At 62.4% G+C, this 26,216-nt stretch carries 27 protein-coding genes; 11 read left to right on the top strand and 16 right to left on the bottom strand.

Annotated features, from left to right (window positions below; translation table 11 throughout):
• Nucleotides 1-130: 130 nt before the first annotated feature.
• On the bottom strand, nucleotides 131-1,579 hold the full coding sequence (cysS, locus tag J0I79_RS24785; RefSeq protein ID WP_292865427.1) for a cysteine--tRNA ligase: 1,449 nt from the start codon (nucleotides 1,577-1,579) through the stop codon (nucleotides 131-133).
• A 163-nt stretch (nucleotides 1,580-1,742) separates the two neighbouring features.
• Between cysS and J0I79_RS24790 the strand changes: the two genes are divergently transcribed.
• Complete coding sequence (locus tag J0I79_RS24790) at nucleotides 1,743-1,883, top strand: hypothetical protein (protein WP_292865430.1); 141 nt, start codon at nucleotides 1,743-1,745, stop codon at nucleotides 1,881-1,883.
• 110 nt (nucleotides 1,884-1,993) lie between these two features.
• On the top strand, nucleotides 1,994-2,149 hold the full coding sequence (locus tag J0I79_RS24795; protein WP_137932076.1) for a hypothetical protein: 156 nt from the start codon (nucleotides 1,994-1,996) through the stop codon (nucleotides 2,147-2,149).
• 102 nt (nucleotides 2,150-2,251) lie between these two features.
• On the opposite strand, the gene J0I79_RS24800 is transcribed toward J0I79_RS24795, so the two are convergent.
• The gene (locus J0I79_RS24800; RefSeq protein ID WP_292865433.1) at nucleotides 2,252-3,013 is read right to left on the bottom strand and encodes an SOS response-associated peptidase; all 762 of its coding nucleotides are present in this window, start codon (nucleotides 3,011-3,013) and stop codon (nucleotides 2,252-2,254) included.
• A gap of 112 nt (nucleotides 3,014-3,125) precedes the next feature.
• On the opposite strand from J0I79_RS24800, the gene J0I79_RS24805 reads away from it, so the two are divergent.
• From J0I79_RS24805 to J0I79_RS24820, 4 genes are all read left to right on the top strand, one after another.
• Nucleotides 3,126-3,569 carry an NUDIX hydrolase gene (locus J0I79_RS24805; protein ID WP_292865436.1) on the top strand — a complete coding sequence of 148 codons (444 nt, stop codon included), beginning with the start codon at nucleotides 3,126-3,128 and terminating at the stop codon, nucleotides 3,567-3,569.
• A gap of 69 nt (nucleotides 3,570-3,638) precedes the next feature.
• The gene (locus J0I79_RS24810; RefSeq protein ID WP_292865439.1) at nucleotides 3,639-4,013 is read left to right on the top strand and encodes a TIGR02301 family protein; all 375 of its coding nucleotides are present in this window, start codon (nucleotides 3,639-3,641) and stop codon (nucleotides 4,011-4,013) included.
• Between the two features lie 406 nt (nucleotides 4,014-4,419).
• A complete protein-coding gene (locus J0I79_RS24815) occupies nucleotides 4,420-4,677 on the top strand; it encodes a hypothetical protein (RefSeq protein WP_015318556.1) in 258 nt (85 codons plus the stop codon).
• Between the two features lie 70 nt (nucleotides 4,678-4,747).
• Nucleotides 4,748-5,536, top strand: a complete 789-nt coding sequence (locus tag J0I79_RS24820) for a hypothetical protein (protein WP_292865442.1) — start codon at nucleotides 4,748-4,750, stop codon at nucleotides 5,534-5,536.
• Nucleotides 5,537-5,563: 27 nt separating this feature from the next.
• On the opposite strand, the gene J0I79_RS24825 is transcribed toward J0I79_RS24820, so the two are convergent.
• The 3 genes from J0I79_RS24825 to J0I79_RS24835 all read right to left on the bottom strand — a co-directional run bounded on the left by J0I79_RS24825 (nucleotide 5,564) and on the right by J0I79_RS24835 (nucleotide 7,968).
• Nucleotides 5,564-6,277: a nucleotidyl transferase AbiEii/AbiGii toxin family protein gene (locus tag J0I79_RS24825; protein WP_292865445.1), complete on the bottom strand. Its 714-nt coding sequence runs from the start codon at nucleotides 6,275-6,277 to the stop codon at nucleotides 5,564-5,566.
• A gap of 67 nt (nucleotides 6,278-6,344) precedes the next feature.
• Nucleotides 6,345-6,572, bottom strand: coding sequence for a hypothetical protein (locus J0I79_RS24830; RefSeq protein WP_292865498.1), 228 nt, complete (start codon nucleotides 6,570-6,572; stop codon nucleotides 6,345-6,347).
• Between the two features lie 64 nt (nucleotides 6,573-6,636).
• Nucleotides 6,637-7,968 (bottom strand): dihydroorotase, encoded by a 1,332-nt coding sequence (locus tag J0I79_RS24835; protein ID WP_292865449.1) that lies wholly within the window; start codon nucleotides 7,966-7,968, stop codon nucleotides 6,637-6,639.
• Between the two features lie 81 nt (nucleotides 7,969-8,049).
• On the opposite strand from J0I79_RS24835, the gene J0I79_RS24840 reads away from it, so the two are divergent.
• The 3 genes from J0I79_RS24840 (at nucleotide 8,050) to J0I79_RS24850 (ending at nucleotide 11,752) form a co-directional block, all read left to right on the top strand.
• A complete protein-coding gene (locus J0I79_RS24840) occupies nucleotides 8,050-8,910 on the top strand; it encodes a folate-binding protein YgfZ (RefSeq protein WP_292865501.1) in 861 nt (286 codons plus the stop codon).
• The gene (locus tag J0I79_RS24845; protein ID WP_292865452.1) at nucleotides 8,910-9,545 is read left to right on the top strand and encodes an HD family hydrolase; all 636 of its coding nucleotides are present in this window, start codon (nucleotides 8,910-8,912) and stop codon (nucleotides 9,543-9,545) included. Before J0I79_RS24840 ends, J0I79_RS24845 begins: the two co-directional genes overlap by 1 nt.
• Nucleotides 9,546-9,610: 65 nt before the next feature.
• The gene (locus J0I79_RS24850) at nucleotides 9,611-11,752 is read left to right on the top strand and encodes an EAL domain-containing protein (protein WP_292865455.1); all 2,142 of its coding nucleotides are present in this window, start codon (nucleotides 9,611-9,613) and stop codon (nucleotides 11,750-11,752) included.
• Nucleotides 11,753-11,762: 10 nt separating this feature from the next.
• On the opposite strand, the gene J0I79_RS24855 is transcribed toward J0I79_RS24850, so the two are convergent.
• On the bottom strand, nucleotides 11,763-12,653 hold the full coding sequence (locus J0I79_RS24855; protein ID WP_292865458.1) for a fatty acid desaturase family protein: 891 nt from the start codon (nucleotides 12,651-12,653) through the stop codon (nucleotides 11,763-11,765).
• Nucleotides 12,654-12,768: 115 nt separating this feature from the next.
• Between J0I79_RS24855 and J0I79_RS24860 the strand changes: the two genes are divergently transcribed.
• Complete coding sequence (locus J0I79_RS24860; RefSeq protein ID WP_292865461.1) at nucleotides 12,769-13,686, top strand: LysR substrate-binding domain-containing protein; 918 nt, start codon at nucleotides 12,769-12,771, stop codon at nucleotides 13,684-13,686.
• Nucleotides 13,687-13,701: 15 nt separating this feature from the next.
• On the opposite strand, the gene J0I79_RS24865 is transcribed toward J0I79_RS24860, so the two are convergent.
• From J0I79_RS24865 to J0I79_RS24890, 6 genes are all read right to left on the bottom strand, one after another.
• Nucleotides 13,702-13,974 carry a DUF3303 family protein gene (locus J0I79_RS24865; protein ID WP_292865464.1) on the bottom strand — a complete coding sequence of 91 codons (273 nt, stop codon included), beginning with the start codon at nucleotides 13,972-13,974 and terminating at the stop codon, nucleotides 13,702-13,704.
• Between the two features lie 17 nt (nucleotides 13,975-13,991).
• Nucleotides 13,992-15,455: a RimK family protein gene (locus J0I79_RS24870; RefSeq protein WP_292865467.1), complete on the bottom strand. Its 1,464-nt coding sequence runs from the start codon at nucleotides 15,453-15,455 to the stop codon at nucleotides 13,992-13,994.
• Nucleotides 15,455-16,552, bottom strand: coding sequence for a peptidase C39 family protein (locus J0I79_RS24875; RefSeq protein ID WP_292865470.1), 1,098 nt, complete (start codon nucleotides 16,550-16,552; stop codon nucleotides 15,455-15,457). Before J0I79_RS24875 ends, J0I79_RS24870 begins: the two co-directional genes overlap by 1 nt.
• Nucleotides 16,553-16,757: 205 nt before the next feature.
• Nucleotides 16,758-17,549, bottom strand: a complete 792-nt coding sequence (locus J0I79_RS24880; RefSeq protein WP_292865473.1) for an anti-sigma factor — start codon at nucleotides 17,547-17,549, stop codon at nucleotides 16,758-16,760.
• Nucleotides 17,546-18,064, bottom strand: a complete 519-nt coding sequence (locus tag J0I79_RS24885; protein WP_140612811.1) for an RNA polymerase sigma factor — start codon at nucleotides 18,062-18,064, stop codon at nucleotides 17,546-17,548. Before J0I79_RS24885 ends, J0I79_RS24880 begins: the two co-directional genes overlap by 4 nt.
• A gap of 261 nt (nucleotides 18,065-18,325) precedes the next feature.
• Nucleotides 18,326-19,234 carry a LysR substrate-binding domain-containing protein gene (locus J0I79_RS24890; protein WP_292865480.1) on the bottom strand — a complete coding sequence of 303 codons (909 nt, stop codon included), beginning with the start codon at nucleotides 19,232-19,234 and terminating at the stop codon, nucleotides 18,326-18,328.
• 112 nt (nucleotides 19,235-19,346) lie between these two features.
• Between J0I79_RS24890 and J0I79_RS24895 the strand changes: the two genes are divergently transcribed.
• A complete protein-coding gene (locus J0I79_RS24895; protein ID WP_292865483.1) occupies nucleotides 19,347-20,441 on the top strand; it encodes an extracellular solute-binding protein in 1,095 nt (364 codons plus the stop codon).
• Nucleotides 20,442-20,456: 15 nt separating this feature from the next.
• Here J0I79_RS24895 and J0I79_RS24900 read toward each other — a convergent pair whose 3' ends face one another.
• The 4 genes from J0I79_RS24900 to J0I79_RS24915 all read right to left on the bottom strand — a co-directional run bounded on the left by J0I79_RS24900 (nucleotide 20,457) and on the right by J0I79_RS24915 (nucleotide 25,904).
• The gene (locus J0I79_RS24900; protein WP_292865486.1) at nucleotides 20,457-23,207 is read right to left on the bottom strand and encodes a DUF2339 domain-containing protein; all 2,751 of its coding nucleotides are present in this window, start codon (nucleotides 23,205-23,207) and stop codon (nucleotides 20,457-20,459) included.
• A 97-nt stretch (nucleotides 23,208-23,304) separates the two neighbouring features.
• On the bottom strand, nucleotides 23,305-23,823 hold the full coding sequence (locus J0I79_RS24905; protein ID WP_292865489.1) for a PaaI family thioesterase: 519 nt from the start codon (nucleotides 23,821-23,823) through the stop codon (nucleotides 23,305-23,307).
• On the bottom strand, nucleotides 23,820-24,581 hold the full coding sequence (gene recO / locus J0I79_RS24910; RefSeq protein WP_292865492.1) for a DNA repair protein RecO: 762 nt from the start codon (nucleotides 24,579-24,581) through the stop codon (nucleotides 23,820-23,822). Before recO ends, J0I79_RS24905 begins: the two co-directional genes overlap by 4 nt.
• A 144-nt stretch (nucleotides 24,582-24,725) precedes the next feature.
• Entirely contained in the window at nucleotides 24,726-25,904 is a 1,179-nt protein-coding gene (locus tag J0I79_RS24915; RefSeq protein ID WP_292865495.1) for a porin, read from the bottom strand.
• Between the last annotated feature and the right edge of the window lie 312 nt (nucleotides 25,905-26,216).

Consider the following 26,216-nt stretch of genomic DNA (forward strand, 5'->3'; position numbering starts at 1 on the left):
TCATCAACATCGGCGATTGGGGTAAGCCGAAATGACAGCCGATCTCCCCCCTTGAGGGGGAGATGTCCGGCAGGACAGAGGGGGGCGCCTCGCGCCAACCTCCCCAATCCTATGTCACGCGCATCGGCCCTCACCGCTTGACCTCCCAGGTCGTCACGCGCTCTCCCGTGGCCGGGTCCTTGCCGTCCTTCAACTGCACGCCCTGCGCCAGCAACTCGTCGCGGACGCGGTCGGCCTCTGCCCAGTCCTTCGCCGCGATCATCGCCAAGCGATTGCTGATGGCCTTGGCCACGGCGGCCTCGTCTACCTTGGCGGCGCCGACGTCGAAGCCGAGGAAGGCGAGCGAGGACTTCAGGGCCGAGGCGGCGGCATTCGCGCCGTCGCCGCTGAAATCGGCCGCCTCGCCGGCAAGCTGTGTCATCACCTGGAACGCCGCATAGGTGGCAAGGTCGTCCGAAATCGCTTCGACCACCTTCGCTAGCAACGGTCCCGCCGCCGGCGCCAGGTCGGCCGCGCGTTTCCACTTGCGCAGCGTGTTTTCCGCCTCTTCCAGCTTGCGTACGGAAAAGTCGATCGGTTCGCGGTAATGCGTCATCAGCATGGCCAGCCGCAGCACCTCGCCCGGCCATTTGCGGCCACCGAACGTTTCGGTCTCCAGCAGTTCGTGGATCGAATAGAAATTGCCGAGGCTCTTCGACATCTTCTGGCCCTCGACCTGCAGGAAGCCATTGTGCATCCAGACATTGGCCATGACATCAGTGCCGTGGGCGCAGCGCGACTGGGCGATCTCGTTTTCATGATGCGGGAAAATCAGGTCGAGGCCGCCGCCATGGATGTCGAAGACTTCGCCGAGATAGGCCGCCGACATGGCCGAACACTCGATGTGCCAGCCCGGCCTGCCCCTGCCCCATGGGCTCTGCCAGCCCGGCTCTTCCAGCGACGACAGTTTCCACAGCACGAAATCGCCGGGGTTTTTCTTGTGCGCGTCGACGGCGATGCGGGCGCCGGCCTGCTGCTCGTCAAGATTGCGCTTGGACAATTGCCCGTAGTCCGGCATCGATGCGGTGTCGAACAGAACTTCGCCCGCGGCGACATAGGCATGGCCGCGCCCGATCAGGTTTTGAACCAACGTGATCATGTCCGCCTTGCCGTCGGCGCGGGGCTCGACGAATTCGGTGGCGCGCGGCTCGACCGTTGGCTCCAGGCAACCAAGCGTGGCGACATCGCTGTGGAACTGGTCGGCGGTCTTTTCGGTCACGCGCCGGATCGCTTCGTTGAGCGACAGTTTTCCGGCTGAAATCTCGCCGCCGAAATCACGCAGCGCCCGCGCGTTGATCTTGTCGTCGACGTCGGTGATGTTGCGCACATAGGTGACATGCGCCTGGCCATAGAGATGACGCAGCAGACGAAACAGCACGTCGAAGACGATGACCGGCCTAGCATTGCCGATATGGGCGAAATCGTAGACGGTCGGGCCGCAGACATACATGCGCACGTTGAGCGGGTCGATCGGCACGAAGTCGGCCTTCGTCCGTGTCAGCGTGTTGTAGAGGCGCAGGCCTTTCGATGCGTCGGACATTCCATGCCTTCCCGGTTCAGAACTTGTTTGGATGAAGCCAGCTCCGCACCGCGGCGCAAACCGAACTCCAGCCTGCTGGCCGGGGCGTTTGTCCAATCTGGGGAAAGATGAGGCGAAAACGTCCGGACCAGCGCGAGGCTAGCCAATAATGCAAATGCCACAAATGGCGAAAGACGTTTTCATGGGCGGCTTTATCGCCTTGGCCAGTGTTGCCGTCAAGCCGCTGATGTCGCGAAAAACGTCGGCAAGACTGGCAAACGCGTCGCCCGCGCATTCGGAATCAGGCAACGAAACATTTTATTAAACATGTCGGCACAGTCATGAAACATTCGCCGGCTAGACCAAAACCCGTCACGATTTGGTCGGATTCAACCGGCAAAAATTGAACACGAAAACGTTACCTGGGAAGAGAACATGCCTCGAAGCAAGCAAGAAGCCAATCGCGCCAAGCAACCGGCGCTGGCCAACCACTATCGCGCGATCGGCCCGGCCGCCATCGTCGCCGCCCTTCTTCACACCGCCAAGAAGAAGAAGCCCGCTCCCAAGATCGTCTCGCCCCGCGCTGCCTGAGAGGGCATGTCCGGCACGGTTCCTAAGATGGAACCCCGGTGACGAGGGGCGCGCCAACAAGCGCCCCGGAACAGAAAGCCGCCTCGAACCTCGCAGCCTTCGCTAAAACAAGCTCATCTGGTCTTCGTTCGCGCCTGGCTTCTGTCGCCCGGTCTTTTCTGGTTGCGGTGCGACGATGCCCCGTTCCTGAATCTCAGGCCCGGTGTTGGCGACCTTGTTGACGAGGTCGGAAACCGGAATCGCTTCGAAGAAATCAGGCTCGACCGGCTTCAGCAGATCGAGGACGTCACGCGGTTCCTGCGTGCGGCAATCCAGCCAGCGGGTAAAGTCGCGCTCGCCGATTACCACCGGCATGCGGTCATGAATATGGGCTATGCCGCTGTTGGCCTGCGTGGTGATGATCGCGCCCGTATCCATCTCGGAACCGCCCGGCTCGGAATACGTCTCGATCAGGCAGGCGAAGGCGACCATGCCGCCACGCCGCGGGCGGATCCAGTAAGGCTGACCCTTCTTGCCGCCCGACTGCTGCCACTCGTAGAAGCCGGAGGCCGGTATCAGAGCGCGGCGATGGCGCATGGCGGTCTTGAACGACGCCTTCTCCAGGACGCTTTCGGAGCGGGCGTTTATAAGCAGCGGAAATTCCCTGGTATCCTTGACCCAGGCCGGAATCAGGCCCCAACGCACCAGCATCGCCTGACGGTCCGGAAGATTTGACCCCGGCTCCCTTGGCGGGCCGGCGGTCGCCGCCAGGACCGGTTGCGTCGGCGCGATATTATAGCGTGCCGGGAACTCCTCCAGTTCGGTCACCCCCAGAAAGGCGGCGGTCTGGTCCGGCGTGGCGGTCAAGGCAAAGCGTCCGCACATGATAAATCGTGCCTCTCGAATGGTCGGACCTGAAAGTGGCGATCGGATCGGCGTTGCGCAACCGACAAAGCTTGCCCATGCTGGGCAGTCCACAGCGGAGCTGCCTTCTGACATGAAACGATCGGCGACCACGAACGCGGCGCGCGAGACACTTCCGGCAGTCTCGGTCGCTGTCGTGCGCAACGGCACGGTGCTCTTGGTCAAGCGGGCGCGGCAGCCTTCTCAGGGGCTTTATGCCTTTCCGGGCGGCAAGGTTGAAGCAGGAGAGACGCTGGAGGAGGCTGCCGCGCGCGAACTCCTGGAAGAGACCGGCTTGCAAGCCACCGGCTTTCGCCCGCTGCGAGAAATCCATATCGACGGCAGGGACGATAACCATCCGGTCGACTATCTGCTCACCGTCTTCGGCGCAGCCTATGCCGGTGGCGAGGCCGTGGCCAGCGACGATGCCGAGACGGCCGCCTTCTATACGCTTGAAGAGATGACCCGAATGCCGCTCGCCGGCTCGGTGTTCGCGGTCGCCGAGGACCTGCTCGGACCCACGGGCCATCAATCCTGAAGCCTCGAATTCCCCGATTGGCGAGCCGAATCGCCTTGCAGGCGACAAATTGTTTGGCCACATAGGCTTATGAGCCGCTCGCCCATTTTCATTGCCTTGTGCCTTGCCGTCAGCATGGCGGCGACGCGGCCTGCCTTCAGCGCCGAGGCGCCGTTCGAGCCGGGACTGATGCGTCTGGCCGAGGTTCTGGGGTCGCTGCATTTCCTGCGCAATCTGTGCGGCGAGAAGGGCGACCAGTGGCGCGGCCAGATGGAAAAGCTGCTCGATTCGGAAAATCCCGATCCGGAGCGGCGCGCACGCTTCATCGCCAGCTTCAACCGCGGCTACCGATCCTTCGGTGGCACCTACACGCAATGCACCGCGTCCGCCACCGAAGCCATCAGCCGCTACATGAAGGAAGGCGAGACGCTTTCACGGGACATCGCCTCGCGCTACGGCAACTGACGCAAGCTTAGGAAAGCCTGGGCTTCCCAAGAGCACGCCGGATACGTGCCCGGAGCCTCCCATCAACAGATATTCCAGCCGGCGCCATCGGCGACGGGCATATCCCGCTTGCGTCGCCCAGATCCTGGTGCAATGCTGATGTTGCGCTTTTGCAACAATATTAATCAAACGTTACCGTGCGAATGCGGAATTAACTCAAACTGAAGGTTTTCACCCCGCAGGCCGGTCTAATCGGCTAAGTTTGATCCGGGTTGAAACGCAGCTTCGCAAGACACAGTTGCCCCCTGTAAAGAACGATCAAAAAAATGTCGTATTTACAGATACTTACTTGAAGCCGCGTGTGAACGGTACAGATCAAGCCTGATCCACATTGATGGGTCGCCGCTTGAAAGGGTGGACATCGCTTATGGAACATGCTGCCAACGACATCGACGCGCTGGTCAGGGAAGAAAAGCGCCTGACGGCGGTTGAGAGCCACAGCGAAGCCTGGGCCGAGGGTCTGTCGGCGGGCATCGAGCCCGAAATCATCGCCGAGGCGGCGCTGGAGACCGCATTCGGTGAAATGCTGCGCGCCAATGGCGAGACATCGGCCCTTGCCCTGCTCGACCGCATGCGCGAGAAGGTGATCGCTGGCGCCTTCGAACCCGAGCGGCTGCGGCACTGAACCGGCATCCGGTTCTTTGACGATAGAGCGCCGTTCGGGCATCATGCCCGGGAGCAGGGAGATACGGGCAGTGAATTTTTCGATGTCAGGCAAGCCGAAGGGCTTTGTCCTCTACATCCGTCTCGCTGCTTGCTGTGCCGCGATTGCCTTTGGAGCGTGTCTGGCCAGCAGCCCTGCCTATGCCTTGAGCGAGATCCAGCGTGAGGAGTTGCCCTCCCCCGTAACGCCCACAGCGGACGATGACATCTCGCCGCCCGGCACCACGATCCCGATGCCTGATCCCGTGGGCACGGCACCTTCGACGAGCCAGCCGGCCGTTCCGGACGCGGCTGAGCCCGACAGCCCATCCGATGGCGCCGGCAACAGGCCACGCATCGACCCGGAGGCCCCCCTGCCTGAGGTCGTCTACGACCTCGGCAAGCTGCCCGAGCCGGTGCGGCGCATGCATGACCTGATCATCGAAGCCTGCAGGGGCGGCGACATCGAGAAGCTCAGGCCGTTGATCGGCAAGGGCGACAGCATGACACAGATATCGCTGGCCGACATAGACGGCGACCCGATCACCTTTCTGAAAGGGCTCTCCGGCGATCCGGACGGTCAGGAAATCCTGGCCATATTGGAGGAAGTGCTCAGCGCCGGTTATGTCCATGTCGATGCCGGCACGCCGCAGGAACTCTATGTCTGGCCCTATTTCTTCGCGCTGCCGCTGGACAAGCTCGACGCCAGGCAACGGGTCGAACTGTTCAAGATCGTCACCGCCGGCGACTTCGACGACATGAAGCAGTTCGGCGCCTACATCTTCTACCGCGTCGGCATCACACCGGCCGGGCAATGGACGTTCTTCGTGGCCGGCGACTAAGAACGCCCGGGATGGGGCGGGCGACGCCTACACGATGCCGGAATGCGGCCAGATGCGAGCCGCTTCGCCTCGAAGTGCTGCAATCGCATTAACAGCGATCCCGGCATCCATCTGTAGTGTTCCGGCGGCGTGATGCAGTTCGTCGACATCGCCGAGTTTGTTCACCACCCACGCGATCTTGCGCTGAATATCGGTTCCGTATGCCGCTTGTGCCTTGTCGACAGCAGCGTCCGGAATTTGGCGAAAGGCACCGACAAGCATCCCAAGGTCGAAAGCGTCGCGATAAGCCACGGCGCGATCCTGACATCTATCCGCATTGGCCAGCAGTTTCTCGGCGAACATGTCAGCGCCAATGAGAGCGGGCACATTCAGATAGGCATCCACATGCCCCTGCAGTGGGATACGTGCTTCACGCACCACTTCAAATTTGATCGGCTGCCCCTTTAACCGGACCACCGTCCTCAGGCCGTACTGATCAATCTGGAAATCCCGGACGGCTTCGACAGGCTCGGGAAAAAATGCCCTGACGCCGCGCTCGACAGCCAATGTTCTCAGTTCACGGTAGCCCTTGGCGTCAGCGCATAAAAAATCGACGTCTAAAGACCGCCTGTATTCACCCAGTTTCATCACGATCGCCGTGCCGCCACCGAACCAGCATTGTGACGCAATCAAAAAATCCCGATCCATCAATGCAAGAGCTTCGGCGATGATGCGATGTTCCGGCCTTCTAAATTGCTTCATGATTTTCGCTCGCGCGATGTGGAGTTGACTGTCGCAGACGCGAGATGAAAACAGACAAAGGGCAGTTTCAGCCGGCGGTCAGAAGAACGCCGTGGCCGAATTCATCGGCCAGGTTTCGTATGAGCAGCTTTTCGCGCTCCGTAAGCCGCGCCTGATCGACAAAACGCCAATTGCGCTCGTACAAGGCAAACGCCTCTTCCGCCGAAATCGGGCGCACGGCATCACGATTCCACAACAGCGCCTGCAGTTGCGGGAACTCGGCCGGAACAATCATTGAAGCTGGGTGAGCACTCATAGCGCTCTGAAGATAGTGCAAAACACCTTGGGAATCAAAGGCGTGAAGTATTGTGAGGACTGGCCTACGCCGGCAACGCCTCCGAAAACTCCACCGCCCTGCCCTGTCCTGGCGTGACGATTTCGCCTTCCCACATGACGCGCGTACCGCGCACGATGGTGCCGACCGGCCAGCCGGTCACTTCCTTGCCGTCATAAGGCGTCCAGCCGGCTTTCGAGCCTGCTTGCGCGTTGGTGATGGTCTCGCGCCGCTTCATGTCGACTATGGTGAAGTCGGCGTCGTAGCCGGCGGCGATACGGCCCTTCCTGGCCATGCCGAAGATGCGCTGCGGGCCATGGCTGGACAGATCGACGAAGCGCTGCAGGGTCAAGCGGCCAGCGTTCACATGGTCGAGCATGATCGGCACCAGTGTCTGCACGCCGGTCATGCCCGAGGGCGAGGACGGGTACGGCTTTGCCTTCTCGGCCAGCGTGTGCGGCGCGTGATCGGAGCCGAGCACATCGACTATGCCTTGCGAGATGCCGTGCCAAACACCATCGCGATGACGCGCTGCCCGCACCGGCGGGTTCATCTGGATCAGCGTGCCGAGCCGGGCATAGTCGTCGGCCGTCAGCGTCAGGTGGTGCGGGGTCGCCTCGCAGGTGGCGACATCCTTGTGCTGCTCGAGGAACAGGATTTCCTCGGCGGTTGAGATGTGCAGGACATGGATGCGGGCGCGAGCACCGCGCGCGATCCGCACCAGCCGCTCGGTGCAGCGCAGGGCGGCGATCTCGTCGCGCCAGACCGGGTGCGATGACGGGTCGCCCTCGACGCGCTCACCCAGGCGTTCGCGCAACCTGAACTCGTCCTCCGAATGAAAGGCAGCACGACGGCGCGTGTTGCGCAGGATCGAGGCGACACCTTCGTCATCCTCGACCAGAAGATCCCCGGTGGACGAACCCATGAATACCTTTATGCCCGCCGCGCCAGGAAGCCGCTCAAGCTCGCCGACATCCCCGGCATTTTCGCGGGTGCCACCGACCCAGAACGCGAAATCGCAATGCATGCGGGCAGAGCCGCGCCGAACCTTGTCGGCAAGCGTCGCCTCGCTGGTGGTCAACGGGTTGGTGTTGGGCATCTCGAACACCGCGGTCACACCGCCGAGCACGGCCGCGCGTGATCCCGTCTCCAAATCTTCCTTGTGCTCCAGTCCCGGCTCGCGGAAATGGACCTGGCTGTCGACGACCCCCGGCAGGATGTGCAGGCCGGCGCAATCGATCGTTTCGCCCGCGGAGGCCTGACGCAGATCGCCGATGGTAGCGATGCGCCCATCCCTGATGCCGATATCGCGTTGTCCCTCACCGTCATGGTTGACCACCGTGCCGCCTGTCAGGATGAGGTCGTAGGTGTTGGCCATGTCGATCGATCTCTTGCGGGGGGAGTGTCAGCGGCTTACGTAATGGCCGACCGTTTTGCAAGATCAGGCTTTATCCGCTCCATGCCCTTTGCCCTGCTGAAAGACCGCGCGCTCATCTCCGTTTCCGGCCCCGATGCCGAGCACTTTCTGCAGAACATCCTGACCACCGATCTCGATACGCTTGGCATCGGCGAGGCAAAACCGGGCGCGCTTTTGACGCCGCAAGGCAAGATCCTGTTCGATTTCCTGATCTCGCGGGCCGGCGAGAGCGCTTTCCGGCTCGAATGCCGTGCCGACATCGCGGATGATTTCATTCGTCGGCTGACGCTCTACAAACTGCGGGCCAAGGTGGAGATTACCAAGCCGGAACAAAGGTTTGTCGAAGTCGCGTGGGAAAAGGAGTCAATCGCTTCAGAAAGTGATTCAGAATCCGTCGCCGACGCCCGCTTTGGCGATGGAGGCGTTACGCGTTCCTATGCTGGCGCCACGGAAGGTGGCGACGCCGCCGCGTGGCAGGCCTTTCGCATCGCCCGGGGCATCGCAGAAAGCAGTTCGGACTACGCTTTGAGCGACGCCTTTCCGCATGACGTGCTGCTCGACGAGATGGGCGGCGTCGGCTTCAAGAAAGGTTGCTACATCGGCCAGGAAGTCGTCTCGCGCATGCAGCATCGCGGAACGGCGAGGCGACGCGTTCTGATTGTCCAGGCAGCGCTGCCCCTGCCCGCCATGGGCACCGATCTCACCGTCGGGGGACGGACGGTCGGCACGCTCGGCTCCAGCTCGGGCACAGCAGGGCTTGCGATTGCCCGCATCGACAGGGTCAAGGCGGCACTGGACGCCGGCCAGCAAATCCTGGCCGGCGATGTACCGGTGACGCTCACCATCCCCGCCTGGGCCAAATTCAGCTTTCCGCAGGATGCCGTCAGCGCGGAGGACGCCTGATGGCGGCGGATCGCGCCGGCGCGCCGCCGCGCGCATGGCAGCGCATGCTGTCGGGCCGTCGGCTGGACCTGCTTGACCCCTCGCCGCTCGATATCGAGATTTCAGACATTGCCCATGGGCTTGCCCGCGTCGCTCGCTGGAACGGACAGACCAGCGGCGACCATGCCTTCTCGGTCGCCCAGCATTCGCTGCTGGTCGAAGCACTGTTCAACGAGCTAGTTCCCGCAGCTTCGGCCGACGACCGGCTGGCGGCGCTGCTGCACGACGCGCCCGAATATGTCATCGGCGACATGATCTCGCCGTTCAAATCGGTAATGGGCGGCAGCTACAAGGACTGCGAATTGCGTCTGCAACGTGCGATCCACTTGCGCTTCTCGCTTCCCCCAGAACCGGCCGCGACATTGCGCAAGGAGATCAAGCGCGCCGACCAGATCGCCGCCTATTTCGAGGCGACGCTGCTTGCCGGCTTTTCGACCGCGGAGGCAACGGAGTTCTTTGGCCGTCCGCGCGGTTTTTCCGCCGAGCGCTTCGACTTCACGCCACGCTCGGTAACCTGGGCTCAGAATGCGTTCCTGAAGCGGTTTTCGACGATCGAAACGTCACGGCATCCCGCTCAGGCGCCCGTGATAGGGTAGCAAACGCTAAATTAACCCGAAGCGGCAACAGTGCGGCGTTCGATCACGCACCGCAGGCGCGCCTCATGCCCGTCGTGGATGTCAAGCATGGTTCGCTGATCCCGAAACGGGTGGCCGAAGGCGTGGAGCGATCGCGCCACATGGAGCGCGAACTGCGCGCGCAGAACGAACGCTTTTCTGCTGCCGTCGAGAACATGTCGCATGGCCTGTGCATGTTCGACGCCGACGAGCGCATGATCATCTGCAACCGCAACTATGTCGACATCTTCCGGCTCGACGCCAGGGTGATGAAGCCTGGCATACGCTTTCTCGACATCCTGCGGCACAGCGTCGATATCGGCATAGCCTCGCAGAGCGCCGACGAGCTCTATGCCATCCGCAAGCCCTACATCGACGGCGCAAAAGCCTCGACCTATGAGGAAGTCCTGTCGGACGGCCGCATCATCATCATCTCGCACCGCCCGCTGGCCGTCGGCGGCTGGGTGTCGATCTACGAGGATGTGACCGAGCATCGCCGCGCCGAAGAGGAGTTGAAGGAGCAGCATCGTCTCTTCGATGCCGCGCTCGCCAACATGTCGCAAGGCCTTTTGATGTACAGTGCCGAAGGCCGCCTGATCGTGCGCAACCAGCGCTTCCTGGATCTGTGCAATGCCAGGGCCGCAGATTTCAAGCTTGGCATGACGCATCGCCAGATGCTCGAGAAACTCGTTCGCCTCCGCATTTTCGAGCCCATCGAAATCGATGCCGAAGTGGCGAGGACGAAGGCCTGTCTGCAAGCCGGCCAGCCGCGTTCGAGCTACCGCGAGCTCGTCGATGGCCGCACGCTCTTCGTCGCGCGCCGGCCGCTCTCGGGCGGCGGCTGGGTCGCGACCTTCGAGGATGTCACCGAACGCCGGCGGACCGAAGAGCGCATGATCCACCTTGCGCATCACGACACGCTGACTGGACTGCCCAACCGCTCCATGTTTCGCGAACGGCTCGACCTCGCGCTGGAGGACGAGGCGGCAACTCCGTTTACGGTCTTCTCACTCGATCTCGACCGCTTCAAGGCGGTCAATGACACCTGGGGACATCCCGCCGGCGACTGGCTGCTGAAAAGCGTGGCCGATAGGCTGCAGCGCTGCCTGCGCAACGAAACGGACGTCGTCGCCCGCTTCGGCGGCGACGAGTTCGTGATCATGCAGTTCAATTTCAAGGGCGTCGCCAATGCCGAGAAACTGGCGAAGCGCATCGTCGAGTCCATCGCAAAACCGTTTCGCGACAAGCGCCGCGAGATGCATGTCGGCATCAGCCTGGGTATCACCATCTTCCCCCACGACGGCAAGGACGCCGATACGCTGCTGAAGAATGCCGACACGGCACTTTATCGGGCCAAGCGCGAAGGGCGAAACCTCTATCGCTTCTTCGAGCCTGGAATGGATGCCATCGTGCAGGCCCGCCGGGCGCTTGAAGTTGACCTCGAGACGGCACTGCCGCGCCAGGAGTTCGAGCTGGAATTCCAGCCGATCATGAACATCGCTTCCGGCGAGATCATTGGCGCGGAAGCCTTGATGCGCTGGCACTCCCCGATGCGGGGCACCGTCGCGCCGGAAGATTTCATTCCCGCCGCGGAAGAAACAGGGCTGATCGTGCCGCTCGGCGAATGGGCCCTGAGAAAGGCATGCGCGGCGGCGGCGGCCTGGCCTTCCGGCCTGCGTGTCGCGGTCAACGCCTCGGCGGTGCAACTCGGAAGCGACGGCTTTGCCCGAGGCGTCATCTCGGCGCTGGCCTTCTCCGGCATTCCGGCCGGACGACTCGAGCTGGAAATTACCGAGACCGTGCTGATGGATGAAAGCCAGGCGGTGTTGAAGGCGCTGCGCCAGCTGCGCGAACTCGGCATCCGCATTGCACTGGACGATTTCGGCACCGGCTATTCCTCGCTCGGCTATCTCCGGCGTTTTCCGGTCGACAAGATCAAGATCGACCGTTCGTTCACCCGCGACATGCGTAACCGCGATACTGCGGCGATCGTGCGCACCATCATCGAGCTCGGTACCGAGCTTGGCATCGTCGTCACCGCCGAGGGCGTCGAAACCGAGGCGCAACTCGACACGCTGCGCGACCTTGGCTGCATCGAGGCGCAGGGCTATCTGATCGGCGCACCTTCAAAGGCGGCGGACATCCAGCGCCTGCTGACATCGCGTGCGCAACACAGCCGGGCCGGCTGAGGCCAGCCGTTCAACGCAAAGTCTCGATATATTTGCCGTGGAAGCTGACATAGCCCGGCTCCACGACCTTCAAATGGCGCTCGATCAGCGCGTGGAACTGCGGCAGTTGATGGAAGGGCACGCCCGGATAGGCGTGATGCTCGGCGTGAAAGGGCATATTCCAGGCAAGCTTGCGCACCGCCCAGTTGGTCAGCGTAGTCCTGGTGTTTTCCAGCATGTTGGCGACGAACGGACAGCGGCCGTGCTCGGCCAGCAGATAGAGCCTCAGGAAAGGCTGGCCGAGCAATGCGGGTATGATCCAGACATAGAGCAACACCGATGCCTTGAACCAGAGGGCCAATGCCAGCACCACGACATAGAAGGCGATCATGGCGCGCGCCTCGGTGCGGACCTTGGGCAAGCCCTTCGGCGGCACGTAGCTGTCATGGCAGCCGCCCGTCGCATTGCTGTAGAGCGTCTTGAAGTGGCCCCACCATACCGGCAGGCCCGAGACGTGCACAATGTACTGCCGCAAGGTTTCCGGTTTGGGGAAAGCCAGTTCAGGGTCGTTGTCCGGATCCTGGGTGAAGCGGTGATGGGCGAAGTGGAAATAGCGGAACCAGTCGGCCGGCAGCGCGATCGCCAGGCTGCACAGCCTCGCTACCGCATCGTTCAGCCACTGCGTTTCGAAAGCCGTGCGATGAACCGTCTCATGCAGGAGCGTGAACAGGAAGACGATCAATATGCCTTGCGGCAGCATCAGCAGCGGCCAGAACGGCACTCTGACCGCTATCAACACTCCCAGAAGCACGATCGCGCCGAAATGAAGAGCGAACTGTATGAGCCCCGGAGTATTCGATTTTCCCGTCAGCCGACCGCGCTCTTCGTTGGTCAGGGAGGCGATGATTTCGCGGTGATCCACGGGCTTGTTCCGGTCGATTGTGTTCATGCGACCAGGATAGCTCAACAAGAAACCTTTCTAAAAACGATGATTTCTGCAAGATAGATAAGCTGAGCTTTTCTTTCCGGATGCTGCCATGGTTGCCCTTCCATCGTTGCGCGGCCTTCAGGCCTTCGAGGCGGCGGCGCGCACCGGCAGCTTCGCAGCCGCGGCCGATGAACTCTCGGTTTCGGCGGCGGCCATAAGCCAGCTCATCCGCACGGTCGAGGATCAGATCGGTCGCAAGCTGTTCCATCGGGTCAACCGCCGCGCCGTGCTGACGGAGGCCGGCGTGGAGATGCTGCCTCGATTGAGTATGGCTTTCCAGGAAATCGGCACCGTCTCGCGTGAAATGACCGGCGATGCGTTTCGGCCAAGGCTCGTGGTCTCCGTCCCGCCGTCGATGGCGATGGGTTGGCTTTCTCAGCGCCTCGCCGGCTTCGTGGAAAGCCATGGCGCCGTCGACATCTCCTTGCGGGGCGATGACGATCCCGTGCCATTCGACCATGAGCTGATCGACATCAGGCTCTCCTACGGCCCGCACTATCGCGAGCACCCGACCGAAGAGATCGCCCGGGATGCCGTCTACCCCGTCTGCGCGCCGGGGCTTGCAAGCGCGGCCGAGGCAGATGGCGGCCCACTCGCCGGGCTACCGCTGATCCATACCGATTGGGGGCCGACCGGTGCATCGTTTCCGTCCTGGCGCAACTGGTTCGAGGCAACCGGTGTCCAAGCTGGCCGGGCAATTCAGCGAGGCCTATCGGCCAACTCCTCGCGCGCGGCCCTCGATCTCGCCATTTCAGGGCTTGGGGTCGCGCTGGCGCAAGGGGTCTATTGCGCCGAGGCGGTGGAGAACGGCCGGCTGGTGCGGCCCACCGCGAGAGCCATAGCTTTGCGCCAACCCTATTGCCTGACCATTCCAGAACGGAGCGCAAGGCGCGATGTCGTGGCGGCCTTCCGGGACTGGCTGATCAAGGAATGCCGGCGCACGGTGGGCTCGCCCGCGTTGCGCTGATCCGACGACGGAGGGTCAGAGGTGTCCGCTGAGCGCGGCCACCATGTCCTTGTTGGTTGCCACGGGAATGATCTCGAACTCGACAAGGTCGGCCCATTCGATGACCCAGCGCTGCAGCAGAGTGACATCGTCGGCCTCGACCAGCAGGAAGCAACGGCTCATGTCGGCGGCGATCCAGCTATGGTGCACGACGAGTTCATCCGGTTTCAGCCGACCACGGTCGCGGAAGCGGCGGTAGATATCCTTGCGGTCGCAGCCGGTGAAATCCTCGATCACAACGAACAGCATCTTGTCCCCTCGATTGATTACCGTCCCGGCCGGTCCAGTCGCTCCAGGAACCATTGCGTCAGGCGGACCCAGAGTTCGTCCTTCTCGCCGGAATCCTCCCAGCCATGGTCGAGGTTCGGATTGTCGTTGACCTCGATGACGAAGACGCCGTCCTTGGTCTCCTTGAGGTCGACGCCATAGAGGCCGTCGCCGATGCAGCGCGCAGCCTTGACCGCGGTCTCGACGACATGGGCCGGCGTCTCCTTCAGCGTGAAGGTCTTGATGCCGCCCTGATCGGGCTTGCCATTAGCCTTGTGGTTGACGATCTGCCAGTGCTTCTTGGCCATCAGGTAGTGGACGGCAAACAGCGGCTGACCACCGAGCACGCCGACGCGCCAGTCATATTCGGTCGGGATGAATTTCTGCGCGATCAGGAGATCGGAATCCTCCAGCCATTCGGTCGCGAGCCGCTTCAGTTCCTCGAAGGTCTCGCATTTCTTGACACCGCGCGAAAACGAAGAATCCGGGATCTTCAGCACCAGCGGAAAGCCCAGTGTCTGCGCCGCGAGCTCAAGGTCCGACGTGCCGGCGATCATCACGGTCGGCGGCACAGGCACCTTGTTGTAGGCCATCAGCTCGTTGAGATAGACCTTGTTGGTGCAGCGGATCATCGACAGCGGGTCATCGATGACAGGCATGCCCTCCTGCTGGGCACGGCGCGCAAACCGATAGGTATGGTTGGAGATCGACGTGGTCTCGCGGATGAAGAGCGCGTCGTAATTGGCGAGCTTGGCGAGGTCCTTCTTGGTTATGGGCTCGATTTCGACCCCCATCTTTTCGGCGATCTTGGCCCAGTAGCGCAGCGACGAGATTTGCGAGGGCGGCAATTCCTCATGCGGGTCGACCAGCGTGGCGAAGGTGTAGCGCGCCGGCGTGCGGCCCTTGGTGTCGCGCCACTCGCGGTTGGTGTAGGTCTCCAGGCACTGGATGAAGTTCTTTTCTTCCTCTTCGGTCATCCGCGCCAGGGGATGGAATCCGATCTTTCGGATCGAGGCCCATTCGGCGCTGTCCTTGATGTGGACTTCGAGCGCCGGCGCCCTGAACCAGTCGAACAGCAGCTTGGCGAAACGGTCCCAGACCTTGGACGGGCCGATGCCGAAGAAGATGCAGACTTTGGCCGGGAAGGTACCGCCGAGATCCTTGCGGCATTTGTTGAGCGCCAGCTCCAGTTCCGGCAGCGCGTGCTCGTAGAGCTTGCGCTCCGAAAGGTCGATCATCGTCTCGACGGTCGGGATGACCTTGTGACCGCGCGAACTGGCCAGCAGCGAGGCATAGTAGCCGCGGCTCTGGTAGCCGTAATTGTTCGACAGGTTGATCACCTTCGGCCGCTGGCCGCGAAACAGCGAGGGGTGCGCGAGATAGTCGCGATTGGTGATGATCTTGTGCGGTGTCGCCACCTGGTCGAGATCGCTTTGCCGGCCGGTAAGAATGACCCAGGTCATTATCTCTTTCCCAAAGTGATGGCGGCACGCAGTCCGTCGCGGCCGAACTGCGCCATGTTCATGAAGATGCCGTAAGGCACGGGAATGTTGGCGGCATCAAGGATGGTTTCCTGCCTTTCATCCTCGACCCAAGGGTCGTGGATGAGAATATGGTCGCCGTCATCGCCAATGGCCAGCACCCAGTGCGGCACCTTCTTGCCGAACATCAGGAAGCCGCTGATCAGCACCAGCACCAGCTTGCCTTCCGATATGGCCGCGCGGATATCATCGATGGTGAAGGGGCGGTAATTCACCGGTATGCCGTAGGCTTCCGCGCGGCGGCGAAAATCGACCTGCGCCAGTTCCATCACCCGGCGCTTCTCCTCGCTGCGCACGGACTGCAGGAAGAGCGCGCCGTAGAAGGACACGAAAATCTCGGCGGCAAGCCCGCTCTCATGACCGGCGACCGCCAGGCCAAAGGGTTCGCAGCCACCCGGACCGGACATCATGAAGACGGTGGTTGCCTCACGCCAGAGGCGGATCTCCATCACCGGATCCGGCACGAAGGCGTGGTCGAAATTGGCCATGGCCATCATCAGGCAGCACGGGCCGCAGGTGAACTCGCAGGTCTGCTGATAGAACGGAACCCGGGTGGCGACCGGCAGGTCGCCACGCAAGGTCTTTTCATAGCGAAGCGCCGTCTCGCCGTCCGAATAGTAGCCCGGCTCCCGGCCGATCTTGCGGTAGCCGGCCTGTTCGTAGATGCGGATGGCACGGCCATTGTCCTCGCGCACTTCCAGGCGCAGCATCATGCGGCCATGCTCGAAGGCAGCCTCCTCCGCCGCCGACAGCAGCTGACGGCCGATGCCGAGCGCGCCGAAGAACGGGCCGACGGCTATGGAATAGAGCCGCGCCACCCCGCTGCCCTTGCGAAACAGCACGATCGCGTAGCCGGCGACCCGGCCGTCGATTTCGGCGACCAGCGCTTCGGCGGTCTCGCGCTCTATGAACAGGCGGAAGGAGCGGCGGGAAATGCGGTCGCTCGAAAAAACGGCTTTCTCGATGGCGGCGAGATCATCGACGTCAGACGCGCGGGCCGTGCGGATCTCGGCAGGCATGCGACTTGAGAAAACCTCGATTGGGTTGCGGAAACGGCCCGGTCAAAAGCGTCGCAAACACCGGCCGAAGCGCCAGCATTCATCAAGCGCTATCGCTCCTTGATTAGGGCCGAATTGTGACAGTTTCCGTGGCGGCAGGAAAGCCGGCATGCTTTGAACAGAAACCCCGTTTCGAAGCCGGCCAGCCACGAAAACTGGAACCGGCTCAGCTCTCGAGCCCCGCCAGAAGCTGGCCATAGGCGCTCTTGGCGACGACCGCCAGTTGTTCGCGCGGCAGGGAGCCGACCACGGCGCAGCCATAGCCCTTGTCCAGCCAGTAGACAGCCTGCGGGCCGTCCTGCGCCGAAGCGTAGGTGCCCTTGGCATTCTCGGTCGATTCCGCCGTCACGAACAGCGATATGCGTTCGCCCTTGTCGTCTTCGTAGAGCAGCATCGCGGCCTTGCTGTCTCCCGCCGGCAGCAACCGGCCGCCAATCAGTTGAAAACCGTTCGCGCTCAGATCCGGCGCCACCAGCTTCAGGCCGACGCGATTGGAGAGCCAGGTCTGCAAATGGTCCTTGTCGCTGGCCGGCACTTCCACCGCGTGGCGTTTTTCGGCGGCGTAGATGACATGGGCGGCGATCGCCTGCTCGGCCAGCCGGTCTTCCGCCGGATCCTCCTGGCCGATGCCGTCGATGCCGGCAAAATAGCCACCCAATCCGCCCGTGGCCAGGAGGACGGCAGCGGCGGCGGCAAGCCACCAGCGCGAGCGTGGCGCCGCGACTTTCACCGGCGCTTCGCCGAGCACCACCTTGCGCAAACGCGCCGGAACCGCCTCGTCCAGCACACCGGCAAAGGCCGCGCGCAACGCCTCCCGGTCGGCGGTGAAGCGGATGCTTCTCGCCTTCATATCGGGATTGGCGTCGAGCCAGGCATCGTAGGCGGCCCGCTCCTCGGCCGGCAGTTCGCCGTCGAGCGCCATGTGTATGTCACGTTCGGAAAAGTCGCGGCGGATCATTTCTCGACGATCCTTATCGCGCGGCGGCGCGCCGTGTCATCCAGCAATCCGCGCAGCTCTTCACGACCGCGCGCGATGCGCGACATCAGCGTGCCCGCGGGCACGCCGAGGATGTTGGCGGCCTCGGCATAGGAAAAGCCCTCGATGGCGACCATGACCAGTGCGGCGCGGCGATCGGGGCTGATCGCCTGCAAAGCGTCGATGATCTCGCGCGAGGCGATGCCGTCAAGCTGCTCGGCCGGCTGCGCGACCGTCTCGCCAGCCTCCAGCGGCAGCATCGCCGCTTCACCGCGGCGATTCACCTTGCGCATCTGGTCGATGAACAAATGATGCATGATCGTAAACAGCCACCTCCTGGGGCTTTCTCCCGTCTGCCAGTTGTCGAGCCGCAGCAGGGCGCGCTCGAGACAATCCTGGACGAGGTCGTCGGCGGCATCGCGGTCGCGCAGCAGCGAGCGCGCGTAGCGGCGCAGACGCGGTATTTCGCCAAGGATTGCTGCCTTCTTTTCGTCCATGACCGCTGGTTTCGAGGTCGCCCTTGTTAATCCCGATTGAACGCGCCTTCCCGGCGCGGCGCAAGCGGCCAGCGCGAAGCGGTCCGCCGCCCCGGTCACCCAAGCAATGAGATAACGCCGGCAGCGGCCGGTTTATTCCCGACCTTCCTGCGTCCGCCAGCGCAAACGTGCAATAAAGACCAACCTCGCAGCCGAGGCGTCAAAGAAATCTCCACCGCAGATCCAAAGAGTCTCATCGCTTCAGGCTGGGCGGAGGGACGATTATGGCAGTTGCATGTGCTGCTTATGCCTTTCTATTTCGGCAAACAGCCATTCTCGGAGCTGGCGTACGCCGGGCTTGTTCGCACTTCCCTGCCTCTGCCTGAGGTAATAACCGGCGGCCATCCCGTGGCGGATGGGAAAGGGCGCGACCAGCAGTCCCTGATTGAGCAAATCCTCGGACATGATCGTGTCGGCGAGAGCCACGCCTCCGCCATTCACCGCTTCGCGAATTACGAGCGTAGGATCATGGAAAAGCGTTCCGCCCTTGAGATCGAGGTCACAAATGCCTTCCTGAGCGAGCCATTGCTCCCACCAGATCGTAGTGTTCTCGTGGAGCAGGCGGTGTCTCGCCAGGTCGGCGGGTACGCGAAGCGGGATTTCGCCACGATGCAATGACGGCGAGCAAACAGGGGTGATACTCAGCGACAGCAGAGGCTTCGTCAAAGGATCGGTGGCATCCTCGAATGCAAAGACTATGCATAGGTCTGCTTTTGGATCCTCGTTGGCCGAATGGATCGACACCTCAAACTCGAAGTCGGCGTTAAGCTTGCGAAACTTTGGCAAGCGGTCGGCGAGCCAGAGGTTCATGAAGGTCGGTTCGCATGAAAGCGTAATGTGCCTGCTCTTTCGGGGCCGGGCCAAGCTATGGACACTGGCTTCCTCGGTGGCATCTTCGATCATCCGGAAGGCTTCAGTCAGACGGCGGGCGTAGTAGGCGCCGCGCGTGGTCAGCGTCACCTGGCGAAAACCGCGATTGAAGAGCTTCGCGCCAAGCGCATCCTCGAGCGATCGGATGTGATGGCTTACGGCCGAGCGTGTAAGCTTCATTTCGATGGCCGCATCTTTCAAGCTCCCCAGCCGGGCAGCGGCCTCAAATACGCGAGCTGCGTTGAGAGAAGGAAGCGTCATCAGCCAGCATGACCAGTCGGTTGAATTTTTGTCAACTTAAGGTGCGAATTTGCTGTTTGTCCGATGCAAGCGCGCGTGGCATCTGCAAACAAAAAATAGGGAGCGGCCTTATATGAAGCGTCTCGTACTATTGATGCTCGCTGCGTTCAGTGCAGCGGTGTCCTGCCCTGCCCGGGCTGAAGATCCCGTCGTGAATATCGACTTCTGGTATGATTATCTGCCGCAGCAGAACATCGACCAGTTCGCCAAGGACACTGGGATTAAGGTCGTTTACGACAGCTTCAATTCAGTTGAGATGCTGACAACCAAGATTCTGACTGGTGGAAGCGGCTACGATATCGTGATGCCAGGCGCTTCGATGATAAGCCAGTTCGCTCAGATCGGCGCCCTGCAGAAACTCGACAAGAACAAGTTGCCCAATGCAGGTTCTCTCGATCCGGTGTTGATGAAATTCCTGGCTACTCAAGACCCAGCTAATGAGTATGCCGTTCCCTATGCCTATGGCGCGACCGGATTGCTTTACAACAAGAGCAAGATCGAGCAGCGGCTTGAGCAGGCCCCGACCGACAGTTGGGATCTGCTTTTCAAACCGGAGTTCGCATCGAAGCTGAGTGACTGCGGCATCGGCATCATCGACGCGCCCGATCAGATCATGGGGATCGCGCTGCACTATCTTGGCTTCAACCCCTATACCAAGAGCGAAGACGAAATCCGTAAGGCCGACGCCCTGTTGAAGGCCATCCGCCCATACATCCGTCATTTCAAGACCGAGTCGCTTCAGAACGAGATGGCTTCAGGCGATCTGTGCCTTGCCGTGACCTGGACCGGAACCGCGGTCGCGGCACAGAATGCAGCTCAACAGAACGGGACCGGTGCGCAGCTTGGGTTCTCGATCCCAAAGGAGGGAAGCGACATTTTCTTTGACGTGATGGCCATCCCTGCTGATGCGCCACATCCCGAGAACGCCCTCGCCTTCATCAACTTCCTGATTTCAGCGAATGCGGCAGCGACCTTCACCAATAACCTGCTCTATCCCAATGCGGTGCTGACTGCGCGCCCCCTGGTCGACAGGAAGATCACGGATAATCCGAATGTCTACATCCCCGAAGATGTATTAAAGCGCCTCTATCCGGACCAGCAGCGGGATCCGAAATCCATGAGAACGGTCGTTCGCGCCTGGACGAGTTTCACAACAGGCCAAGATTGAGGCGGAAATCACGAATCAGGTCACTTCGGATTTCTCCCTCGCAGCCCGTGTCAGCAGCCGCTGGTAGAACAGGCCGATGCCGATCAGCACTGCACCGAGGCCGATGAAGGACAGCGCCCGCAGCACCCCTTCCAGCTCCGACATGTCGAAGAGGAAGACCTTCAGCACGGCAACCGCGATCAGCACCGCCGAGGCGATGCGCAGCACCTGTGACTTCAGCCAGACGCCGGCCGTGAGCAGCGCCACGCCGATGACCAGCCAGAGCGCCGAATAGGTGTAGGTCTCCAACTGGCCGAGGCCGCTCCACAGGCCTATGAACTCGCCCTTGAACAGACGCCTGACCGACAGCGTGGCGTAGGCGAAGGCGAGCAATGCGGCGACCAGCGCCAGCATCGCCGAATACCATTGCGGCCGCTTGCCTCTCGCATAGAGCGCGAGCCCGCCAGCGGCGATTGCCGGCAGCAGATAAGCCAGGAAGAGCAGGTTGAAGACCGGAATGCGACCGGTCGATTCGTCGGTGAACAGAGGGTTCAGCACCAGGAAATGCTGGATGGCGACGAAAGCGACGGACACCACACCGGCGGCCATAGAGCCGTAGCGCAGCACCGAGCTTGGCGAGCGCCGGTCGATCGCAACCAGGATGGCGCCGGCGCCAATGGCGATCAGCGTGTAGATCGCCTGCTCGGCGAGCGTCGGCGCATCGCTGTTGATGACGCCGCCATGCATGGCGTGACGCACCAGCATGGCAATGGTGAGCAGCGCAAAGAGCGCCGTCGCCGCTTCCATGGCGAGGCGCGGCCGGCCATCGGTGGTGCGCGCCAGTTGCCATGCGGCCAGGCCGAAGGCGAGCGCCGGGATGCCGTAGCCGAGCAGCAGCCAGTTGAACACGGGCGTCGTCGATAGGAACTCGGCGCCGACGATCGTCGGGTCAAAGGCAACGCGGCCAAGAACGGCGATGACGGCGCCGACCGAAATCCAGCCGAGGGCCGGATAGGAGCGCCAGCGCGTCGCCAGCGCCGGCACGATCGCCGCGGCACCGAGCGTAATGGTGGTCCAGCCGGAATCGAAGGCCATATGCAGCATCAGGAGACCGGCGACAGCGGCGCCCGCCAGGGCAAACGATACCGCCAGGCCGCCCTTGTGCAGCGGTTCTTCGGCTCGCGCTATCCACTCGCCGCCGGCGGCAAAGACCACCACCATCAGGGCCGCGGCCGAGGCATAGGCAAAGTCGCGGTCGAGATTGCCGTAGGTGAGCCATAGCGCCAGCAAGATGACCAGCGGGGCGATGACGCCCCATGCGGCCCAGCAGGCAGCCCGAATCTGCGCCGAGGCAGCGAAACGGCGCGCGGCCCACAGGCCGGCGCCGATGAAAACCAACCCCAGGCCGATGCCGATCCGCAGCGTGAAGGCATTCCCCGCCGCCACCGGCAAGCCATCAAAACCCAGATTGCCCCGGGTGAAATCGGAGCCGATGGTGGTGGGCGGAATGATGCCGAGATGGATCATCACGGTGACCAACCCGGCGGCGTGCAGCAGCGGCAGCGCGCGCGGCCGATAGAGCGCGGTGGCGACAAGCGCGACGATGACCAGGGCGCCCGGCAAGGCATCGCCGGCCGCGACAAAGGTCGAGTCGACGGACAGGCCAAGTGCTGAAAACGCGACGAAAACGGCCGGCACGATCGACGGCCAGTCGAAGCCGCTTTTCGCGGGCTCCGCCCCGCCACGGCTGGCCAGCCAGACAAAGGCCAGCACGGCCAGCGTCACGGCGTCGATGAACAGGATGACGGCCAGCTTGGCGGCAAGCGCGTCCGACATATAGAGGATGGTCCACACACCGGTGCCGAAGAAGGCCGCCGCCATCAGCGCCTTCCAGTCGCGCATGCGGGCGATGACGCCGGTGGCGGCGAGCACGATGGCGAGATAGCCGAACAGCGCCCAGACATTCGGTGCGGTCGAGGCGACCAGCGCCGGCGTTGCCATGGCGCCGACGAGGCCGATGCCGGCAAGCGCCTGGCCGTGGACAAGGGCGGCGGCGATCGTCGCGATGCCAATGGCGCCGAGCAGCGTGAAGGCAACCGTCGGCCCAATGAAGCCGTAAATGCCGTGCGCGGCATAGACCGTTCCGAAGAGTATGAAGGCGCCGGCCGCGGTCAGGATCGCCGGGATATAGGCGCCGGCCACCCCTTGCACGGGCACCTTGAACCCGGTGCGGCGGATGAACTCGCCGGCCGCGACCAGCGCGATGCCGAGCAACCCGGCCATGGCGAGCCGCACTTCCGGTCCGAAGATGCCGGCCTCGATCGTATATCGAACGAGGAACAGGCCGCCCAGGGCCAGTGCGATGCCGCCGACCCAGACCGCCCAGCGTGTGCCGAGCGCTGTCTCGATGTCCGGCTTGCCGGCTGCCTTCGCGGCCAGCTTCTCGGGTGCCTCTGCCCTGGGCGCTGCCTCGGCCTTGGTCCATGGACCAGGGGCGACTTCATCAGTGGGGGCTTCCGCTTCCGCGACCGCCTTTATGGGAAGCACCTCGGCAGCCGCTGGAGGGGCAATATCGGCCGAGCCCGCAACCATCGGGGCCGCTTCCGCCGCTTTGTCCTCGGCCGCCACCTGTTCGGTGGCCTTGGCCACCGGCGGTACGGCGCCTGAGAGCACGAGACTGCGAAGCGCGCCCAGTTCGCGCTCGATCAGCCCGATGCGGCTCTGCTGACGCGAAATGATGACGAACAAGGCGATGATGGCGACGAGGCCGATCAAGCTTTCAAACATGGCGGTTCCCCCAAACCAGGCCAGTTTTCACTGACAATCAAATGTGGCCGGCAAACGACCGAAGGAATCTCCAAACAGGCTGACGGGCCGCCGAGACTCAACGTGCCGCGAGATTGGCGGCCGGAAAGATCGAGCATGTCTCGGTGCCGAACGCCAGCAGTTTGCCACCGGCGTCCTTGAGCGTAGCCTCCGATACAGCCAGCGTGCGACCCTTATGGATAACCTTGCCCTCGCAGACGACCTCGCCGGTCCGAGGTGTGATCGGCCGCGTCAGGTTGACCTTGAACTCCGCTGTCGTATAGGCCTCCCCCTTCTTGAGCAGCGTCTGCACGGCGCAACCGAGTGCTGAATCGAGAAGCGTCGCCGCCCAGCCGCCATGCACGCTGCCCAGTGGATTGAGGTGACGCTCGCCCGGCATGCCGCGAAAGACGGCGCGTCCCTCCGACACTTCGGCGAGGGCGAAATTCAGCTGAAATGAAATCGGCGGCGCCGGATACTTACCATCGATGATGCGCTGCAGAAGTTCGAGGCCGGTGTGTTCCAGGATGTCGGCGTGCGGAATGGTGCCTAGGCCGAGTGGCGAGACCCGGCCCGGATAGAGTTCGACTTCGCTCATGCGGCGTTCTCCCCCGCGATCGCCTGGCGCGCCGTGCGATGCCGGCGCAGCGCCGCGAGGAACCCGGCGCGAGCGTCAGGCTGTTCGATGCCGCGCGGCTCATAGACGTGACGCGTGAAGAAAAAACCGGTCAGGCGGAAGGCATCCTCGACCGCCGCGGGATCCGCGCGCAGGCCGGAGCCGCGCTGGAGGAAGGCCGGCAGCGCCAGCATCTTGTCATGCCATGGCGCACCGGCTTCGCGGGAAACCGCACGCCCCGACTTCGGCGAGACATAGGCGAGGTCCTGCCTTGCGCCGGTAGCCGCGCATTGGCTGAGATCGAGACCGAAGCCGAGCTCGTCAAGGATCAGAAGTTCGAAACGCGCCACCAATTCACCGGCGGCATCGGCGTCGTCGAGATGCGCGATCATCACTGAAAGCGCCTCGTAGAGGCCGCCATGGGCGTCGCGCTCGGGCAGCAGCCGCAGATGCGCCGCCATCGTCTGAAGCCCGTAGACGGCAACGGCGCTCTCCATTAGCCGGGCGGCATTCATCTCGACCGCCTCGGCCTGGAAGGTGCCGAGATGTTCATCCAGACGCGCCCGCCACGACAGCTCGACGCGGTTGCCGGGCTGGAGAACGGGCTGCTGCTTGCGCGAACGGCCGCCGCGGACGAGGCCGAGATGGCGGCCATGCGTACGCGTCATCACCTCGAGGATGGCGCTGGTTTCGCCATGCTTGCGGGTGCCGAGAATGATTCCCTCGTCGCGCCATTCCATGCCTGAGCTTTTCACCGATCGGGCGGCGAAATCAAGGTGTGGCCTGGCGCCAGGGCCGATACTGGTGACAACCGATACTGGCGACACCACGCAAAAAACCCGCCCGCAGCGATGCTGCGGGCGGGTTGGAGGTCAGTCGATCGATTAGAAATTGCGCTGGAAGCGAACCATGCCGCCAATGCCATCCTTCTTGTCGGCCTTGGTGAAGTTGCCGTAGAGGGAGGGGTTGCCGTAATTGCCGTAGTGATCCCAGTCGACTTCGGTCGTGATCGTGTAGCCCGGGACGATGGTGTAGGCGACGTTCGCCGCAAGAGCGATGTTCTTGTCGTCATCAGCCGAAGCCTGGACGTTGAACGAGGTCTTGGCGTTGAACTTGTAGGTGCCGCCGCCCCAGACAGCCCAGTTCCCGCCCCACGGCTTGTACTGGCTGCGGCCCTTTGCGTTAAAGGCGATGGTCGGGTCGGTCAGATTGTTGTCGGTGCCATAGCCGCCCATGATGAACAGCGACAGCTCCTTGGTGACGTTGACGTCCAGGCGAACCTTGCCGGCGACTTCCTCGTAGTTGCTGTCGTAAGCGACGACGCCGGTGATCGCACCCCAGTCGCCCTTGTACTTCAGACCGCCGACGACATGCGGAACATAGCTGTCGATCGTGTAGGTGCCAGTGCCTTGTTCGAGCGAGACCACGCCCGAGAAGCCGTTGCCGGCGTCGAAGTAGTAGCTGATCAGGTTGGTGTCCTTGACGCCGTACGGGATGATGGTGTCCTGGAGAACGTTGCCGGCATAGCCGACGAACTGGTCGTACACCGTTTCGTCCTTACCGACGCGCAGACCACCGAGCTGGATCCAGGCGAAGTTCAAGCTGGCGGCCTTGTTGACCGTCTGCCAGTCGTTGGCACCGGAATTGGTCGAGCTTTGATTGGTGTAGTCGCCCGACTTGTTGCCGTACTGGAAGCGGGTTTCGGTGTAGGTCTTCAACGTGCCGAGTTCGGTTTCCTGGCCGGTATAGGTCCGCAGCGCGAAACGCATGTTCTTGTAGTAGGTGTCGTGCCTATCGCTATTGCCGTTTATGTGATCGGGAACGTTGTTGACGCCGTCCAGCGTGCCGGAATCGCCGACGCCGATGTCATAGCGGAGATAGCCGCCGATGCGCAGGCAGGTCTCGGTGCCCGGGATGTAGAAATAGCCGGCGCCGTAGACGTCGCAAATCTTGACGTATTCGGCCGGTTCCGGCTCGGCGACGACGACAGCGTCCGCGGCGCGAGCGCCGGACACCGCGATCAATGCCGCGGCTGAGCCGAGAAGGAGGCTCTTGATGTTCATTTTCTGACCTCTCCAGTCAAGTTAATAAAATGGCTTCTGATTTGTGGTCGGCGGATATGGGTTCCCGCCTCACCCCCACAACGAAAAAGGCTCGCACCGCGTCCCCTTTTCGCGGCGAACATACCCATCGATCTCCGCCCTTCAATGACAATTCCACAAATATGCCCGATTCAGAACACAGATTAAATGCGTGTTGCACAAATAACACTAGATTTCCTAACAAATGGCACAAATGGAACATCGTCACAAAAGTGTAATAATTGAAGATAATTTCCCAACTAAATTCAATTTTCTCGAATTTAACTTATGTTA

It is taken from the genome of Mesorhizobium sp. (assembly GCF_017306585.1).
In the GTDB taxonomy this organism is placed as follows: domain Bacteria; phylum Pseudomonadota; class Alphaproteobacteria; order Rhizobiales; family Rhizobiaceae; genus Mesorhizobium.

Coding starts and splice junctions, on each gene's coding strand:
- recO (WP_292865492.1), bottom strand. CDS start 24,581: ATGGAATGGCGCGACGAGGGAATCATTCTCGGCACCCGCAAGCATGGC.
- J0I79_RS24830 (WP_292865498.1), bottom strand. CDS start 6,572: ATGAGTGCTCACCCAGCTTCAATGATTGTTCCGGCCGAGTTCCCGCAA.
- J0I79_RS24810 (WP_292865439.1), top strand. CDS start 3,639: ATGAGCCGCTCGCCCATTTTCATTGCCTTGTGCCTTGCCGTCAGCATG.
- J0I79_RS24840 (WP_292865501.1), top strand. CDS start 8,050: ATGCCCTTTGCCCTGCTGAAAGACCGCGCGCTCATCTCCGTTTCCGGC.
- J0I79_RS24845 (WP_292865452.1), top strand. CDS start 8,910: ATGGCGGCGGATCGCGCCGGCGCGCCGCCGCGCGCATGGCAGCGCATG.
- J0I79_RS24895 (WP_292865483.1), top strand. CDS start 19,347: ATGAAGCGTCTCGTACTATTGATGCTCGCTGCGTTCAGTGCAGCGGTG.
- J0I79_RS24880 (WP_292865473.1), bottom strand. CDS start 17,549: ATGATCCGCCGCGACTTTTCCGAACGTGACATACACATGGCGCTCGAC.
- J0I79_RS24825 (WP_292865445.1), bottom strand. CDS start 6,277: ATGAAGCAATTTAGAAGGCCGGAACATCGCATCATCGCCGAAGCTCTT.
- J0I79_RS24790 (WP_292865430.1), top strand. CDS start 1,743: ATGGCGAAAGACGTTTTCATGGGCGGCTTTATCGCCTTGGCCAGTGTT.
- J0I79_RS24865 (WP_292865464.1), bottom strand. CDS start 13,974: ATGCTGTTCGTTGTGATCGAGGATTTCACCGGCTGCGACCGCAAGGAT.
- J0I79_RS24890 (WP_292865480.1), bottom strand. CDS start 19,234: ATGACGCTTCCTTCTCTCAACGCAGCTCGCGTATTTGAGGCCGCTGCC.
- J0I79_RS24915 (WP_292865495.1), bottom strand. CDS start 25,904: ATGAACATCAAGAGCCTCCTTCTCGGCTCAGCCGCGGCATTGATCGCG.
- J0I79_RS24900 (WP_292865486.1), bottom strand. CDS start 23,207: ATGTTTGAAAGCTTGATCGGCCTCGTCGCCATCATCGCCTTGTTCGTC.
- J0I79_RS24885 (WP_140612811.1), bottom strand. CDS start 18,064: ATGGACGAAAAGAAGGCAGCAATCCTTGGCGAAATACCGCGTCTGCGC.
- cysS (WP_292865427.1), bottom strand. CDS start 1,579: ATGTCCGACGCATCGAAAGGCCTGCGCCTCTACAACACGCTGACACGG.
- J0I79_RS24870 (WP_292865467.1), bottom strand. CDS start 15,455: ATGACCTGGGTCATTCTTACCGGCCGGCAAAGCGATCTCGACCAGGTG.
- J0I79_RS24815 (WP_015318556.1), top strand. CDS start 4,420: ATGGAACATGCTGCCAACGACATCGACGCGCTGGTCAGGGAAGAAAAG.
- J0I79_RS24795 (WP_137932076.1), top strand. CDS start 1,994: ATGCCTCGAAGCAAGCAAGAAGCCAATCGCGCCAAGCAACCGGCGCTG.
- J0I79_RS24875 (WP_292865470.1), bottom strand. CDS start 16,552: ATGCCTGCCGAGATCCGCACGGCCCGCGCGTCTGACGTCGATGATCTC.
- J0I79_RS24850 (WP_292865455.1), top strand. CDS start 9,611: ATGCCCGTCGTGGATGTCAAGCATGGTTCGCTGATCCCGAAACGGGTG.
- J0I79_RS24805 (WP_292865436.1), top strand. CDS start 3,126: ATGAAACGATCGGCGACCACGAACGCGGCGCGCGAGACACTTCCGGCA.
- J0I79_RS24800 (WP_292865433.1), bottom strand. CDS start 3,013: ATGTGCGGACGCTTTGCCTTGACCGCCACGCCGGACCAGACCGCCGCC.
- J0I79_RS24905 (WP_292865489.1), bottom strand. CDS start 23,823: ATGAGCGAAGTCGAACTCTATCCGGGCCGGGTCTCGCCACTCGGCCTA.
- J0I79_RS24835 (WP_292865449.1), bottom strand. CDS start 7,968: ATGGCCAACACCTACGACCTCATCCTGACAGGCGGCACGGTGGTCAAC.
- J0I79_RS24860 (WP_292865461.1), top strand. CDS start 12,769: ATGGTTGCCCTTCCATCGTTGCGCGGCCTTCAGGCCTTCGAGGCGGCG.